This window comes from Pseudomonas sp. MF6776 (assembly GCF_016613125.1).
GTDB classification, from domain to species: Bacteria; Pseudomonadota; Gammaproteobacteria; order Pseudomonadales; family Pseudomonadaceae; genus Aquipseudomonas; species Aquipseudomonas iridis.
Genome location: NZ_JAENSQ010000011.1, coordinates 1 through 13,849, shown reverse-complemented (window position 1 = coordinate 13,849; position 13,849 = coordinate 1). Strand labels below are relative to the sequence as shown.

The window sequence follows — 13,849 nt, the reverse complement described above, 5'->3', positions numbered from 1 at the left end:
TGAACACGAAGGGTCGTGAGCGGATCAGCTCACGACCCTTTTTACCCCAGATAACCCTTGATCCCGGTAAAGATGATCTGCGCCGCCAGTGCGCACACAAACAGTCCCATCAAACGACTGACAATCTGCAAACCCTGATCGCCGAGAATCCGCTCGATGCGGTTCGACAGGTACAGCACCACGCCGACGGTGAAACTGGCCAGCGCAATGCTCACGATCGCCGTGAGTTTGTCGTCCCAGTGTGGCTGGCTGACGCCCATGACCAACAAGGCGCCGATAGTGCCGGGGCCGACGGTCAACGGAATGGTCAGCGGCACGATGGTCACATCCTGCTGCACATTGTCGGTTTGCACCACCGACTTGCCTTGCGCCATGCCCAGCGCCGAGATGAACAGCACGCTGCCGGCACCGATCCTGAACGCGTCCACGGTGATGCCGAACACGTCGAAGATCACTCGCCCGAACAAATACAGCAGGACGCTGGAAACCAGGGTAGCGATCGCCACTTTCCACGCCAGGCGCCGTTGCTCCTTGCGCGAATAACCACGGGTCAGGCTGATGAAGCAGGACAACACGAAGAACGGGCTGTAGAGCACCAGCATCTTCAGGTAAACGCTGAATAACACGTGGAGCATGGTTTGGGCTCACGACAGGAGAGTGTGGGAATGGAGTCTATCAGTCGTTCAGGTTTTTGTCGGTAGCGACTTTTTAAAGTGTTTCGAGTTGCTGTTGTTTGGTAGTTAGTTGTAGTTTTGTTTGCTTGATGATTGTGTTACATGTTCAGGTTTGTATGTTCTTGATTGGCTGGTTATGGTTGCTCTCGCAAGTTCATGAGGACTTGTTTTAATAATGATAAGGAATTCGTGATGAGTGACCAGGTAATGCAGAAGGCGTTTGTTGATAAGTGTTTGAGCGATATTCAGCAATATGATGTTGGTGACATGCCTGCTATTCGTAGCCGCAGTTTTTCATCGGGCGTTACTGTTGTGGTGCCGGAAAAAGCCTCTATCGTTGGTGAAGGTATTTTGACCTTTACGGGTTATCTCAGTGAGGTAAATCGAACCGATGCACAAAATGCCTATCTTTTCGCAAGTCTGGTAGCGAACAAAAAGTATCCGCGGGAAGACCAGGGCCAGGATTGGTACTTGTTGTTCCGTGACGTGATGAACAAAGCGGGCTGGTCTTCTACCAGCATCTATTACAATAACCTTGAAGTCGGCGGTACCAGTGTCCGTATGGACAAACTGGTACTGGAAATTCTGGGTTCGGTTATCTCGGGTCTGGCATTGCCCGGTCCGACTAGTGCATTGATGCTGAAAGTGGCAACCGATGCAATTGCAGCACTGAGCAAACGTGAGACCGCCTTAACGCTGTATGAGCGAAACCTTTTGAATAACGGCGTGGGTGGCATCTCGACCGGAGCCTGCACCGAAGTAAATGGTGTGCCCTTGATGGCTGTCGGTGCAGTTCGTTTTCAGCGCCGCAATACGTCGGACAAAGTGCTGTTCGTCGATGTGGATGTTCGTAACGTGAAAATGTATCGGGGCGAGACCGTATTTGAAAAAAATACGGATACCGCCAATGCGACTCGCGACTATATACGCACCAAGTTGGGTCTGAATGCACTTTCTAAAATCGAAGAGTTCGAGATTTAATCAGTGCTGGAAGGGCGGTCGGGGTCGGCTGCCCTTTTTTATATTCGGGAGGGTGACATGGTCGACGAATGTTTGACGATGGTGGTGGGAAATTCCATTGTGCTTGTGCCTGAAGTTGATGGTGCGGCGGCTTACGATGATCTGATCAACTCGATCTTGCTTGCACAACTGGTAGCTAATAAAAAGATTGAAAAAACGCCTGGGTTAATCTGGTATGACGCCTATATGGAAGTACTCGATGCCTACTGGTTACGTCCAGAAAAGGCGCATCAGACATGGGGGTTCAGACACAACACAGAAGAACTCGTGCCAAATGTGTTTACCGCTATGTTGAATCACGGTGCATTAGGTGACGCCCATACAATCGCCGCGGTTCTGGCGCGAATTGCAAAGTTGCCGGACAAAGAGCCGGCGCTCCAACTGCTGCGAAGTCACATGCAAGCATTAGTTGAGCCTGCGCCAGCCAAAGTGTCAGCTCCGTTGACGAGTGTACGTTTGCTGGTGATAGACGCGAAATCTCCCACCTCGATTACCAGTGCGTATGTCGAGTTCAAGACGCGAAAAGTATTGAGCCCCAATCCATTCCAGCCGTCGTATCAATCTGATGATTTGCACGGTTTGGTTCATGTGCATCACGCGTGTGAAACCCTTGTTGAACAGCTCTACGGTCCTGTGCGTGCGGCGATTGCTGTGAAAGTCAGGGACAGGCTTGCGGGCAATGTTGCGACGTTGACCCTGCCAGCGGAGGTGAAGTCATGTCGGATCCCGTGACACCTCAGGCCGCCGTGGTGGGCGCCAGTGTTGTCGCATTCGCCAGCGGTGTGCCGACGCCCCATCGAGATGACATCTACATGAGCACCGCTCATGCACAAATGGCGACACGCGCGGCAATTGAGGACGGGCTAGCGACTGACTGGTTTGAGTACTACTGCAAGGTACTCAGGTTTATCGGTTGGGATGTGCCGAAACCACAGACCCTGACGCCATCACGCAACAGTCTGATGGCCGGCCAGGCGACGCAACGGATCTCAACCATCATGGGCGAGGAATTTTCCGAGCCAATGCGTCGTGCGCTGCTGGCAATTGAGCGTAATACCCTGGCGCTCAAACGGTTCGAGTCCACGAGCATTCGTGGCGATGCCGGTTACTTTCAGATAATTCCCTGCGTCATGAGCGGCCCGAACAAGGTTGAGATGGGCATCTACCATCGTCAGTTCAGGATCAGGCGACAGGTCTCGGGATTTCTGTTTGGCGAAGACGAGACACTCATCCACAACAGCGTCGAACAGATCGCCGCCATCACGTTCAACACCCTTCATTACGCCCAGTTTCGGGATAGGGTCAAAAAGTCGGTGCTGACCGGCTCGCTCAACTACCTGAGCAGTCTGGAGATCTGAGCGAATCAGAAGGTCGACGCCGTGCGGTTCTGTTGATCACGTTGGGCCACCCAATGCTCGATCAATTCGCGCAATTGCGACAGCTCGACCGGTTTGGACATGTGCCCGTCCATTCCGGCCTGGCGTGCGCGCTCCTTGTGCTCGGCGAGAATGTGCGCGGTCAACGCGACGATCGGCGTGCGGATGCGTTGGTTGCTGACTTCCCACGCGCGCAATTGCTGAGTTGCGGAGAAACCGTCGAGGATTGGCATCTCGCAGTCCATCAACACCAGGTCGTAACGCTGGGCTTTCATCGCTTGCAGTGCTTCCTCACCGTTGCTGGCGGTGTCGGGTTGCAGGTTGAGCTTGCCGAGCATGCCGCGAATCACTTTGGTCGAAATCGTATTGTCTTCGGCAACGAGGATGCGGAAATCGCTCGGCACTTTGGCCACGGTGGCCGCGGTCACCACTTGCGGCTGGAACACCACCTGGCCTTTGTTGCGCTGGTTGAGTTCGTCCGCGAGGGTGGTCTTGAGCGTATACCCGGCCACCGGTTTGGCCAGAATCCTTTTGATCCCCGAGTTACGCGCGATGATCTTGCTCGGCGCGTTGCTGATGCCGGTGAGCATGATCAACAGGATGTCGTGGTTCAGGCTCGGGTCTTCCTTGATCTTGGCCGCCAGTTGCATGCCGGTCATGCCGGGCATGTTCTGATCGAGCAGGACCACATCGAAGTAATCACGCAGGTGCGCCTTGGTGCGCAGCAGCGCCAGCGCTTCCTTGCCCGACGGCACGGCGCTGACGTTCAGGCCCCAGGCACTGCATTGCTGCACCAGCACTTTGCGACAGGTGTCGTTGTCATCGACCACCAACACCCGCGCGCCTTGCAACGGGCTGTCGAGGTCGGAGGTCGGGTGTTCAAGGCGATCCGGGTCCAGCGGCAGCGTCAGCCACAGGGTGCTGCCCTGATTGGTGCCGCTTTTGATGCCGAATTCACCCTGCATCAACCGGATCAGTTGCCGCGCGATCACCAGGCCCAGATTGCCACCCAGTCGATTGGCCGAAAGGAAATGCTTGCTGTGCAGCTCGGCGTGCATCAGCGCGTCACGCTCTTCCTGCTCCATCGGCTGGCCGCTGTCCTGCACGGCGATGCGCAGGCGCGGTTTGCTGCTGCGCTCATCGAGGGCGACGACGATCAGCACTTCGCCTTCGTCGGTTTTTTTCAGGGCGTTTTCCAGCAGACTCAGCAGGGTCTGGCGCAGACGGGTCGGGTCGCCGCTGATCACCCGCGGCACTTGCGGCTGAATGAAGCTGATCAACTCGACGTTCTGCTGTTCGGCCTTGGCGCGGTAGATGCTCAGGCAGTCATCGATCAACGCGTTGAGATCGAACTGCACGTCGTCCAGTTCGATCTGCCCGGATTCGAGTTTGGAGATGTCGAGAATCTCGTTGATCAATGTCAGCAGTTCGTTGCCGGCACTGTGGATGGTCTGCACGTAATCGCGCTGTTTGACCGACAACGGGGTACCGAGCAGCAACTCGGTCATGCCCAGCACGCCGTTCATTGGCGTGCGAATCTCGTGACTGATCTTGGCGAGGAATTCGGCTTTGGCGTTGATCTCGGCGTTGCTTGCGGCGAGGTCGCGACTGATGCTGAAACGGCTTTCGGTGATGCTGCGTTGACGCTCGCCCAGCGCAATGCTCATCAACAGCCCGCTGATGCAGATAAACACCATCAACGTCATGATCAGGCCTTGCGGCGCGACCAGTGTCAGGCCCAGCAATGCCGGAAGAATGATCAGCGTACCGATGTTGAACACCACCATGGCAGCAACAAACAACCGCGCCGGGCGGTAGCCCTTCTGCCAGTGATAGAACGCGACGAACAACATGCTCAGACCGGCGAGTGCCACCAGCGCGTAAGTGATGATGTTCAGGGGCAAGGTGTTGACGAACAACAGCAGCAAGCTGCACGTCACGATGAACAGAATGTCGCCCAGCAACAGTTTGTTCAGCGGATGCGGGCCCAGCGGGGCGAAGAAGCGCAGGGCAAACATCAAACCGGCCGGCGCGGTCAGCAGCAACGCGAGATAAGCTCCGGGCGTCTGGATCGCATGCCAGTTAGGTAGCCAGGGGCCGGCGAGGTTGAGCAACAGCAACAGGCTGAGTCCCAACAGACCCTCGCAGATCGCCAGCCACAGGCTGCTGCGTGAACGGGAGTAGGCGTAGCGCACGAGATTGTGCAGCAACAGCATGGCGAGGCAGCCGAACAGCAGGCCGAAGATCAGTGTCTGGTTCTGGTCGGCCGCGCTCATGACCGCCGATTGCAGGGTGATGTGCGGGCGTAACTGATGGTCGGAAACCAGCCGCACGTAGACGTCGAGAGGCTTGCTACTTTGCGGCAGCGGCAGCATGAAGTCGCTGCTCGGTAGCGGCCGTTCAGCCTGGGGTTGGTCGGTGCCGGTGTTGCGTTGCTCGATCAGTTGGTCGCCGTCGAGCACGTACAGATTGAGGTGTGACAGGTCCGGGGCGAAGATCCGCAGCACTTGTTCGTGCTTGCCGGGCGCGAGCCTGAAGCGCAGCCACAGTGCTCCCTCGGGCTCGGCCGCGGTGAGGCGGTCAAGGTCGATGGGGCTGAATTGGTTGGTGTAACGGGCTGAGCGGATATCGCTCAGTTGCAGATTGCCCTGATCGTCGAGCAATACCGACCAGCCACTGCCTTGCGTGGCCTGGGCCGGGAGCATGCAGAGCAAGGTCAGCAACGTGACGGTGAAGCTTATGGCAATCCTGAGCCAGCGCACGGCGAAATCCCTTCTTAGGTTGATGCCAGAGTATAACGACGCGCGGCGGCGGAACAGCCCGGCGAGGAGCGGTATCCCTCGCCGGACTTCATGGACAGCTTATTCCTGGGTTTCGCCACGTTCACGGGCAATGGCGCGGTAGCCAATGTCCTTGCGGTAGAAGCTGCCTTCCCAGTCGATCGCGGCCGCCAGCTTGTAGGCTTGCTGTTGCGCATCACTGACGCTGGCGCCCATTGCGGTGGCGCAGAGTACGCGACCACCGGCGGTTACGACCTGGCCATCTTTCAGCGCAGTGCCGGCGTGGAAGACTTTGCCTTCCAGGCTTGCCGCAGCGTCCAGACCGTTGATCGCGGCGCCTTTGGCGTAGTCGCCCGGGTAGCCGCCAGCGGCCAGCACGATGCCAACGCTCGGACGTGGATCCCACTGCGCCTCGACCTTGTCCAGCGCTTGCGCCAGGGCAGCTTCAACCAACAGCACCAGGCTCGACTGCAAACGCAGCATCACCGGTTGGGTTTCCGGATCACCGAAACGGCAGTTGAACTCGATGACTTTCGGGTTGCCGGCCTTGTCGATCATCAGACCGGCATAGAGGAAACCGGTGTAGACGTTGCCTTCATCGGCCATCCCGCGCACGGTCGGCCAGATCACCAGGTCCATCACGCGCTTGTGCACGTCGGCGGTCACTACCGGGGCAGGGGAGTAAGCACCCATGCCGCCGGTGTTCGGGCCGCTGTCGCCGTCGCCGACGCGTTTGTGGTCCTGACTGGTGGCCATCGGCAGGACGTTCTTGCCGTCAACCATGACGATGAACGAGGCTTCTTCGCCGTCGAGGAATTCTTCAATGACCACGCGCGAACCGGCATCGCCGAAAGCATTGCCGGCAAGCATGTCGCGCACGGCGTCTTCGGCTTCAGCCAGGGTCATGGCAACGATCACGCCTTTACCGGCGGCCAGGCCATCGGCCTTGATCACGATCGGTGCGCCTTTTTCACGCAGATAAGCCAGGGCTGGCTCGATCTCGGTGAAATTCTGGTAGTCGGCGGTCGGGATCTTGTGGCGCGCCAGGAAGTCCTTGGTGAACGCCTTCGAGCCTTCCAGCTGTGCAGCGCCAGCGGTCGGACCGAAGCAGTCCAGGCCACGGGAACGGAACAAGTCGACAACGCCAGCCACCAGCGGCACTTCCGGGCCGACGATGGTCAGGGAAACGTTTTTCTCGGCGAAATCGGCAAGCTGCTCAAGGGCCAGCACGTCGATGGCGACGTTCTCGCACTTGGCTTCAATCGCCGTACCGGCGTTGCCCGGGGCAACGAAAACCTTCTGCACGCGCGGATCCTGAGCCACTTTCCAGGCCAGAGCGTGTTCACGGCCACCGCTGCCAATGATCAAAACATTCAAAGAGAGACTCCTTCGGAGAAAGCTGCAAGCTACAAGCTGCAAGTTGGAGCGACTGCGTGGCGCTCATTTACAGCTTGTGCTTTGAATTAATAAGGCTGCACCTGCAAGAGGGAGCGACACCTGTCTGCTCTTTCTTGCAGCTTTCAGCTTGAAACTTGTGGCTGCTTCAATGGCGGAAGTGGCGCATACCTGTGAACACCATCGCAATCCCTGCCTCATCGGCAGCGGCAATCACTTCAGCATCACGCATCGAGCCACCTGGCTGGATCACCGCAGTGATGCCGACCTTGGCCGCATTGTCCAGACCGTCGCGGAACGGGAAGAACGCGTCCGATGCCATTACCGACCCCGCCACTTGCAGACCCGCGTGTTCAGCCTTGATCGCAGCGATTCGTGCGGAGTTTACGCGGCTCATCTGGCCAGCGCCGACACCGATGGTCTGGCGGTTCTTGGCGTAGACGATCGCGTTGGATTTGACGTACTTGGCCACTTTCCAGGCGAAGATCAGGTCGTTGATTTCCTGTTCGGTCGGCGCGCGCTTGGTCACGACTTTCAGGTCTTCGCTGCCAATCATGCCGATGTCGCGGCTTTGCACCAGCAGGCCGCCGTTGACGCGCTTGTAGTCCCACGCGGCAGCGCGGTCAGCCGACCACTCGCCACAGGCCAGCAGGCGCACGTTGGCTTTGGCGGCAACGATGGCCCGGGCTTCTTCGCTCACGGAAGGGGCGATGATCACCTCAACGAACTGACGCTCGACGATCGCTTTGGCGGTCTCGGCATCCAGTTCACGGTTGAAGGCAATGATGCCGCCGAACGCCGATTCGGTGTCGGTAGCGTAAGCCAGTTCGTAGGCCTGACGGATGCCGCCTTCGGCGTCTGGGCTCACCGCAACGCCGCACGGGTTGGCGTGCTTGACGATCACGCAGGCTGGCTTGACGAAGCTCTTCACACATTCCAGCGCAGCGTCGGTGTCGGCCACGTTGTTGTACGACAGCTCTTTGCCTTGCAGTTGGGTCGCGGTAGCGATGCCGACTTCGGCAGGTTTGGCTTCCACATAGAACGCCGCGCTCTGGTGCGGGTTCTCGCCGTAGCGCATTTCCTGAGCCTTGATGAACTGGCTGTTGAAGGTGCGCGGGAATTCGCTGCGACCTTGCGTGCTGAGGGTTTCAGCGGCCTGGTTCACGGTGCCCATGTAGTTGGCGATCATGCCGTCGTAGGCGGCGGTGTGTTCGAACGCCTTGAGCATCAGGTCGAAACGCTGAGCGTAGGTCAGGCCACCGGACTTGAGGTTTTCGAGGACGTTGGCGTAATCGCTGGCGTTGACCACGATCGCGACATCTTTATGGTTTTTTGCTGCCGAACGGACCATGGTCGGGCCGCCGATGTCGATGTTCTCGATGGCGGTCGGCAGGTCGCAACCTGGCTTGTTGATGGTCGCTTCGAACGGGTACAGGTTGACCGCTACCAGATCGATCGGCTTGATGCCGTGTTCGTTCATGATGGCGTCGTCGATACCGCGACGACCGAGGATGCCACCGTGGATTTTCGGGTGCAGGGTCTTCACCCGACCGTCCATCATCTCCGCGAAACCGGTGTAATCCGCGACTTCCACTGCGGCAACGCCGTTGTCGCGCAGCAGCTTGAACGTTCCGCCGGTGGAGAGGATCTCGACGCCCAGGGCTTCAAGCTCCTTGGCGAATTCGAGGATCCCGGTCTTGTCGGAAACGCTGATCAAGGCGCGGCGGATCGGCAGGCGGGTAGTCTGGTCGGTCATCTCAATTTCCATCAAAAGCAAAGGAAGTCAGCAAAAAAGGCGACCGGTTTTACGCGGGCGCCTTTCTGGTTTGATTGAATGCTTACAGCAGATCGTACTGCTTGAGTTTCTTGCGCAGCGTGCCTCGGTTGAGTCCGAGCAGCTCGCTGGCCTTGGTCTGGTTGCCCTTGACGTAGTTCATCACGCTTTCGAGCAGGGGAGCCTCGACTTCGGAGAGCACAAGGTTGTACACATCCGTGACGGACGCGCCCTCAAGGTGGGCGAAATAATTGTGCAGCGCCTTCTCAACACTCCCGCGAAGGGTCTGACCTTCTTCGCTCGGCGTATTGAGGTGCTGTTTCAAATTCACGTTGTCGCTCACGGGTGCTGTTCCACTCACTAAAGTCTCGGTCATCATCGTCATGCGGCCACCCCTTCTTCGTCCCCTGTCAGGCTCTTGTAACGCTCGGCGAAGAACTCCCGAACGTTGGCGCATTGTGTTTCCGTACCATCCAAACGATTGAAGTGGGCGCGAAACTCCTTGGCGCCCGGCAAGGTTGCGAGATACCAGCCCACATGCTTTCGAGCAATACGCACGCCCATCACATCCCCATAGAAAGCGTGAAGTGCGGCCAGATGCTCTAGCAGAATGTGTTCCACCTCGGTCAGCTCCGGTGCCGGCAATTTCTCGCCAGTGCGCAGGAAGTGATCGATCTCGCGAAAAATCCATGGCCGCCCTTGGGCGGCTCGGCCTACCAACAGGCCATCGGCACCGGTCGCGTCGAGCACGTAACGGGCCTTTTCCGGCGAATCAATATCGCCATTGGCAAACACCGGGATCGACACGGCCTGCTTGATCGCGGCAATCGTGTCGTACTCGGCTTCACCTTTATAAAGATCGGCGCGAGTGCGGCCATGCACTGCCAGCGCGGTGATCCCGGCCTGCTCGGCGATCTTCGCCACAGTCAGTCCGTTCTTGTTGTCGCGATCCCAGCCAGTGCGGATCTTCAGGGTGACCGGCACATCAACCGCAGCCACGACGGCCTGCAGGATCTCGGTCACCAGTGCTTCATCTTTCAACAACGCGGAGCCGGCGGCCTTGTTGCAGACCTTCTTTGCCGGGCAACCCATGTTGATATCAATAATCTGTGCGCCCAGTTCGACGTTGGCGCGGGCCGCATTTGCCAGCATCTGTGCATCACCACCGGCAATCTGCACCGAGCGTGGCTCGGGATCGCCTTCGTGGATCATGCGCATGCGCGACTTGCGGGTGTTCCACAGGCTCATGTCACTGGTGACCATTTCCGAGACCACAAGCCCTGCGCCCAAACGCTTGCAAAGCTGACGAAAGGGCTGGTCGGTGACCCCCGCCATCGGGGCGAGAATCAAGCCGTTCTGTAATGTATATGGGCCGATGCGTACCGCCGACATAGGACTTCCCTGAAGTGGGGCCGGATCATGAGAGTTCGAAAAAGGGTTGGCATGATACCCGCTCTCGATGACTGGATAAAGGCTGAATTGAACAAAATCTGAACAGTTATTTTCTTATCGCCAGCGGTTCGGTAGCCCGGCGCGAAGTCAGAAAATTGCCGTCAATTCAGAAACGATGAAGCGATTCACTCGGGCGAGTGAAAACTCAGGCTGTAATTCACCGCTTTAGGGCCTGGATCGAGAATATCCAGCGCGATGTGGATCGGCGTTTGTGGCGGCATCTCCGCCAAACCTTCGAGATCGCCGCTCAAGTACTCGCCGGGTTTGAAGCGCCGACTGGCGATCAGGTGGCCGTTGAGGTCGGCAAACCGCAGCTCCAGCAAAGGAAACGGCTGGGAGAACGTTGCGCGGTTATAAATGATCGCGTCGACTACCAGCGCGCCGTTGAACTCCGGATGGCTGCGCACGACCAGGTTGCTGCTTTTGATTCTGGCAATGTCGACCTTGGACGGCACCGTGCAGCCGATTTGCGGGCAGACTTGCTGGAACCATGGCCGGTATTGATCCTGCCGCGCCAGTTCGTCGAAATGGTAGCTGATGTACTGGGCGGCGAGGCCGCCAGCGGCGAGCAACACCAACACCAGCCACAGCAGGCGACGGGCCCAGGGTGAGCGGCGCTTTTGCCAGTCCAGTTGCAGCGGGTCGTCAGTCAGGTCCTGCAAGACTTCGGCGCGTACGCCGGAGTCTGCGCGCTCACGTTTTTTGCGCTGCGGTTCGAGCAATGGCAGATCGTCATCGCTGTCGTCACTGGCGGACAAGCGTTCGCGGCGGGCATTCGGATCGATTGGATCGTGCAGGCGCAACTGCGGGATCGCCGGTTCATCATCCAGATCCACCGGCTCCAGCGACAGCGAGGGCTCGGTGCGTGCGGGTTTGATCGGATCCTCGATCACTTGCGGTTCGGCTTCAGGCTCTGCTCTCTCATCGGCAGGCTGGCTGAACAGGCTGTCGGGCCAGACCGCTTCATCCGGTTCCGGACTGTCGCGGCGGGCACTCAGGGAGTCTTCGCGCGGGCGACCGAATTCGGTGGTCGGCTGGATTTCCCGTTGTTCGAGGCGGGCGAGTTCTTCGTCCAGGTCGAGACTGTCGAGGTCCAGCTCCGAGGCGCTCCATTGCTTTTGGCTGATGGCGCGGGTGACGGGTGGCTCGACGACCGCGGGCGATTCAACCACCGGCGGTGGTGCAACCGGCAGTTGTTCGGCATTGGCGGGTGCAACCGGCGTCACCGCATCCTTGCCCGCGTGCTGCTCAAGCAGCTGTTTGGCGGCGTTGAACACTTGCAGGCAGGAGCCGCAGCGAACCACCCCGCGGGCCACGCTCAATTGAGCGTGGCTGACGCGGAAACTGGTTTGGCAATGCGGGCACTGAGTGACGAAGCTGTCGGTCATGCGGCGATCCGGATTATGCAGGCGGCCATTCTAGCGCCGACGCCCGGTGATGCGCACCCAGCCATCGCGATTGGCGATCGGGTCGAGATCGAAGTCCTGAGCGTAGGCAGCAGCGACTTCATCACCTTGTTCGGCGAGGATGCCCGACAGCGCCAGACGCCCGCCGGATTTGACCAGGCTGGACAATTGCGGTGCCAGCGAAACCAGCGGGCCGGCGAGGATGTTGGCGACCAGCACGTCGGCTTTGACCTGCGGCAGATCTTGCGGAAGGTACAGCGGGAACAGCTCATCGGCGATATTGTTGCGCCCGGCGTTGTCGCGCGAGGCTTCCAGCGCCTGCACGTCAATGTCGGTGCCGACGGCTTCCTTGGCACCGAGCAGCAGGGCGGCGATGGCCAGAATCCCCGAGCCGCAGCCGAAATCCAGCACGTTGCAGTCTTTGAGGTCCTGACCGTCGAGCCATTCCAGGCACAGCGCGGTGGTCGGGTGGGTGCCGGTGCCGAACGCCAGGCCCGGATCCAGCAGCAGGTTGACTGCGTCAGGCTCGGGCGCGGCATGCCAGCTCGGGACGATCCACAGACGCTGGCCGAAACGCATTGGCTGGAAACCATCCATCCAGCTGCGTTCCCAATCCTGGTCTTCGATAATTTCGCTGTGGTGCTCGGGCAGCGGGCTACCGGTCAGCAATTCGAGGTGGGCCAGCACCGGGGCAGGCTCGGTGCCGCCCTCGAACAGGGCCAGCAGGTGAGTGTGTGCCCACAGGGGTGTGGTGTTGAGTTCCGGCTCGAAGATCGGCTGGTCTTCGGCGTCCATGAAGGTCACCGAAACAGCGCCCACTTCAAGGAAAGCGTCTTCGTAGGTCTCGGCCTGTTGCGGGGTGATGGCGAGACGGACTTGTAACCAGGGCATGGCGGAACCTCGAAGACGCTGAAAAAATGGACCTTTACAGGGGCGGCAAGCTTACTTGAGGTGCGCAGGCCACGCCAGCCGGGCTTTGTGCGCGGTCCATCCCGCGATAGGCCAGATGGCAAGAGCCAGCACCCAGTAGCGCAGGGACCAGCAAATTGAGTACCGGCACCAGTGCGATCAGAAAGATTAGCAGGCCGAAGGCAATCATCGCGCCTCGTTGCTGCCGGACGGCTTGCAGTTGTTCGCTGCCACTGGCGATGCCCGAGAGCGCGGGGGCACTGAGAAAACGCACATTCAGGTATGCCAGCAGCGCGATCAGCAGTACGCCATTGATCAGCGGAACCAGTAGACACAGCAGCGGCCCGATACCCAGGCCCAACCACGGGGCGAGGTAGTAGCGTGCGCCGCTGAGCAACTCCGAAGATCCGCGTGTCCGCTGTGTCAGGTGTGGGTATTGCTCAAGGGCGCGCTCACGCAGGCTACCCATCAGCACCCAGCGCATGGCCAGGCGGATGCTCAGCACAATCAGGATGAGATATAACAGGGCGATCACCGCCAGTGTCAGCAGGGCCGCATAAACCAACAGCATGCCAAGAGCGCCGGCGCCGCTGGCCATCCCGGTGAAACCGCCGCCGGCCCCTACACCTCCGAGTCCCAGCCCCAGACTGCCGGTGGGGATAAAGCCCAGCACCGCACCGCCGGCGACGATAAACACCGAGAGGTAGCCGGAGGCCACGCTGATCAGTTCGAAGTGGTTATAGAACAGCCAGGTCCACAGGCCGAAAGCCAGCAGGCACAGAAGGCTCGAGCGAAACAGGATGCCGGTGCGCAGGCTGGAGCGTAATGCCAGGGCCAGGCAGGTCATGGCTTCGCCGAAGGCACTGCCAATGGCTTGGCAGCGGGTTTTTAGTGTCATCGTTTTGCGTCCTTGCAGAATGAGAAAAGGCCGCAGTGTGTTACATATAGCACGTAAAAGTGCGTAATTTTGATAAGAAGCCACCTTCGGGTGGCTTTTTCTTGATCTTTCCGCCATATAGGTAAATAGTATAATCCATGTAATTTGTGTAAGGGGGTGGCATGG

Annotated in this window: 12 protein-coding genes; 3 read left to right on the top strand and 9 right to left on the bottom strand. The window is 58.9% G+C overall.

Going from position 1 to position 13,849, the window contains the following annotated elements; all coding sequences use genetic code 11:
* Positions 1–41: 41 nt before the first annotated feature.
* On the bottom strand, positions 42–635 hold the full coding sequence (locus JJD74_RS14625) for a MarC family protein (RefSeq protein ID WP_042557462.1): 594 nt from the start codon (positions 633–635) through the stop codon (positions 42–44).
* 231 nt (positions 636–866) lie between these two features.
* Here JJD74_RS14625 and JJD74_RS14620 point away from each other — a divergent pair, with 231 nt between their 5' ends.
* The 3 genes from JJD74_RS14620 to JJD74_RS14610 are packed head-to-tail and all read left to right on the top strand — an operon-like array spanning position 867 to position 3,052.
* Positions 867–1,655 carry a hypothetical protein gene (locus tag JJD74_RS14620; RefSeq protein WP_200614995.1) on the top strand — a complete coding sequence of 263 codons (789 nt, stop codon included), beginning with the start codon at positions 867–869 and terminating at the stop codon, positions 1,653–1,655.
* Positions 1,656–1,712: 57 nt separating this feature from the next.
* Entirely contained in the window at positions 1,713–2,426 is a 714-nt protein-coding gene (locus JJD74_RS14615; protein ID WP_200614993.1) for a hypothetical protein, read from the top strand.
* Complete coding sequence (locus JJD74_RS14610; RefSeq protein WP_200614991.1) at positions 2,411–3,052, top strand: hypothetical protein; 642 nt, start codon at positions 2,411–2,413, stop codon at positions 3,050–3,052. Before JJD74_RS14615 ends, JJD74_RS14610 begins: the two co-directional genes overlap by 16 nt.
* A gap of 5 nt (positions 3,053–3,057) precedes the next feature.
* On the opposite strand, the gene JJD74_RS14605 is transcribed toward JJD74_RS14610, so the two are convergent.
* The 8 genes from JJD74_RS14605 to JJD74_RS14570 form a co-directional block, all read right to left on the bottom strand.
* Entirely contained in the window at positions 3,058–5,832 is a 2,775-nt protein-coding gene (locus JJD74_RS14605; protein WP_200614989.1) for a hybrid sensor histidine kinase/response regulator, read from the bottom strand.
* Positions 5,833–5,931: 99 nt separating this feature from the next.
* Positions 5,932–7,227, bottom strand: coding sequence for a phosphoribosylamine--glycine ligase (purD, locus tag JJD74_RS14600; protein ID WP_042557467.1), 1,296 nt, complete (start codon positions 7,225–7,227; stop codon positions 5,932–5,934).
* 166 nt (positions 7,228–7,393) lie between these two features.
* A complete protein-coding gene (gene purH, locus JJD74_RS14595; RefSeq protein WP_200614986.1) occupies positions 7,394–9,001 on the bottom strand; it encodes a bifunctional phosphoribosylaminoimidazolecarboxamide formyltransferase/IMP cyclohydrolase in 1,608 nt (535 codons plus the stop codon).
* 82 nt (positions 9,002–9,083) lie between these two features.
* Positions 9,084–9,404, bottom strand: coding sequence for a DNA-binding transcriptional regulator Fis (gene fis / locus JJD74_RS14590; RefSeq protein WP_003221275.1), 321 nt, complete (start codon positions 9,402–9,404; stop codon positions 9,084–9,086).
* Positions 9,401–10,411, bottom strand: a complete 1,011-nt coding sequence (dusB, locus tag JJD74_RS14585) for a tRNA dihydrouridine synthase DusB (protein ID WP_042557469.1) — start codon at positions 10,409–10,411, stop codon at positions 9,401–9,403. Before dusB ends, fis begins: the two co-directional genes overlap by 4 nt.
* A 185-nt stretch (positions 10,412–10,596) precedes the next feature.
* Positions 10,597–11,859, bottom strand: a complete 1,263-nt coding sequence (locus JJD74_RS14580) for a DUF3426 domain-containing protein (protein WP_200614984.1) — start codon at positions 11,857–11,859, stop codon at positions 10,597–10,599.
* 30 nt (positions 11,860–11,889) lie between these two features.
* On the bottom strand, positions 11,890–12,768 hold the full coding sequence (gene prmA / locus JJD74_RS14575; protein WP_200614982.1) for a 50S ribosomal protein L11 methyltransferase: 879 nt from the start codon (positions 12,766–12,768) through the stop codon (positions 11,890–11,892).
* A gap of 34 nt (positions 12,769–12,802) precedes the next feature.
* Positions 12,803–13,684, bottom strand: coding sequence for an EI24 domain-containing protein (locus tag JJD74_RS14570; protein ID WP_200614980.1), 882 nt, complete (start codon positions 13,682–13,684; stop codon positions 12,803–12,805).
* Positions 13,685–13,849 lie beyond the last annotated feature (165 nt).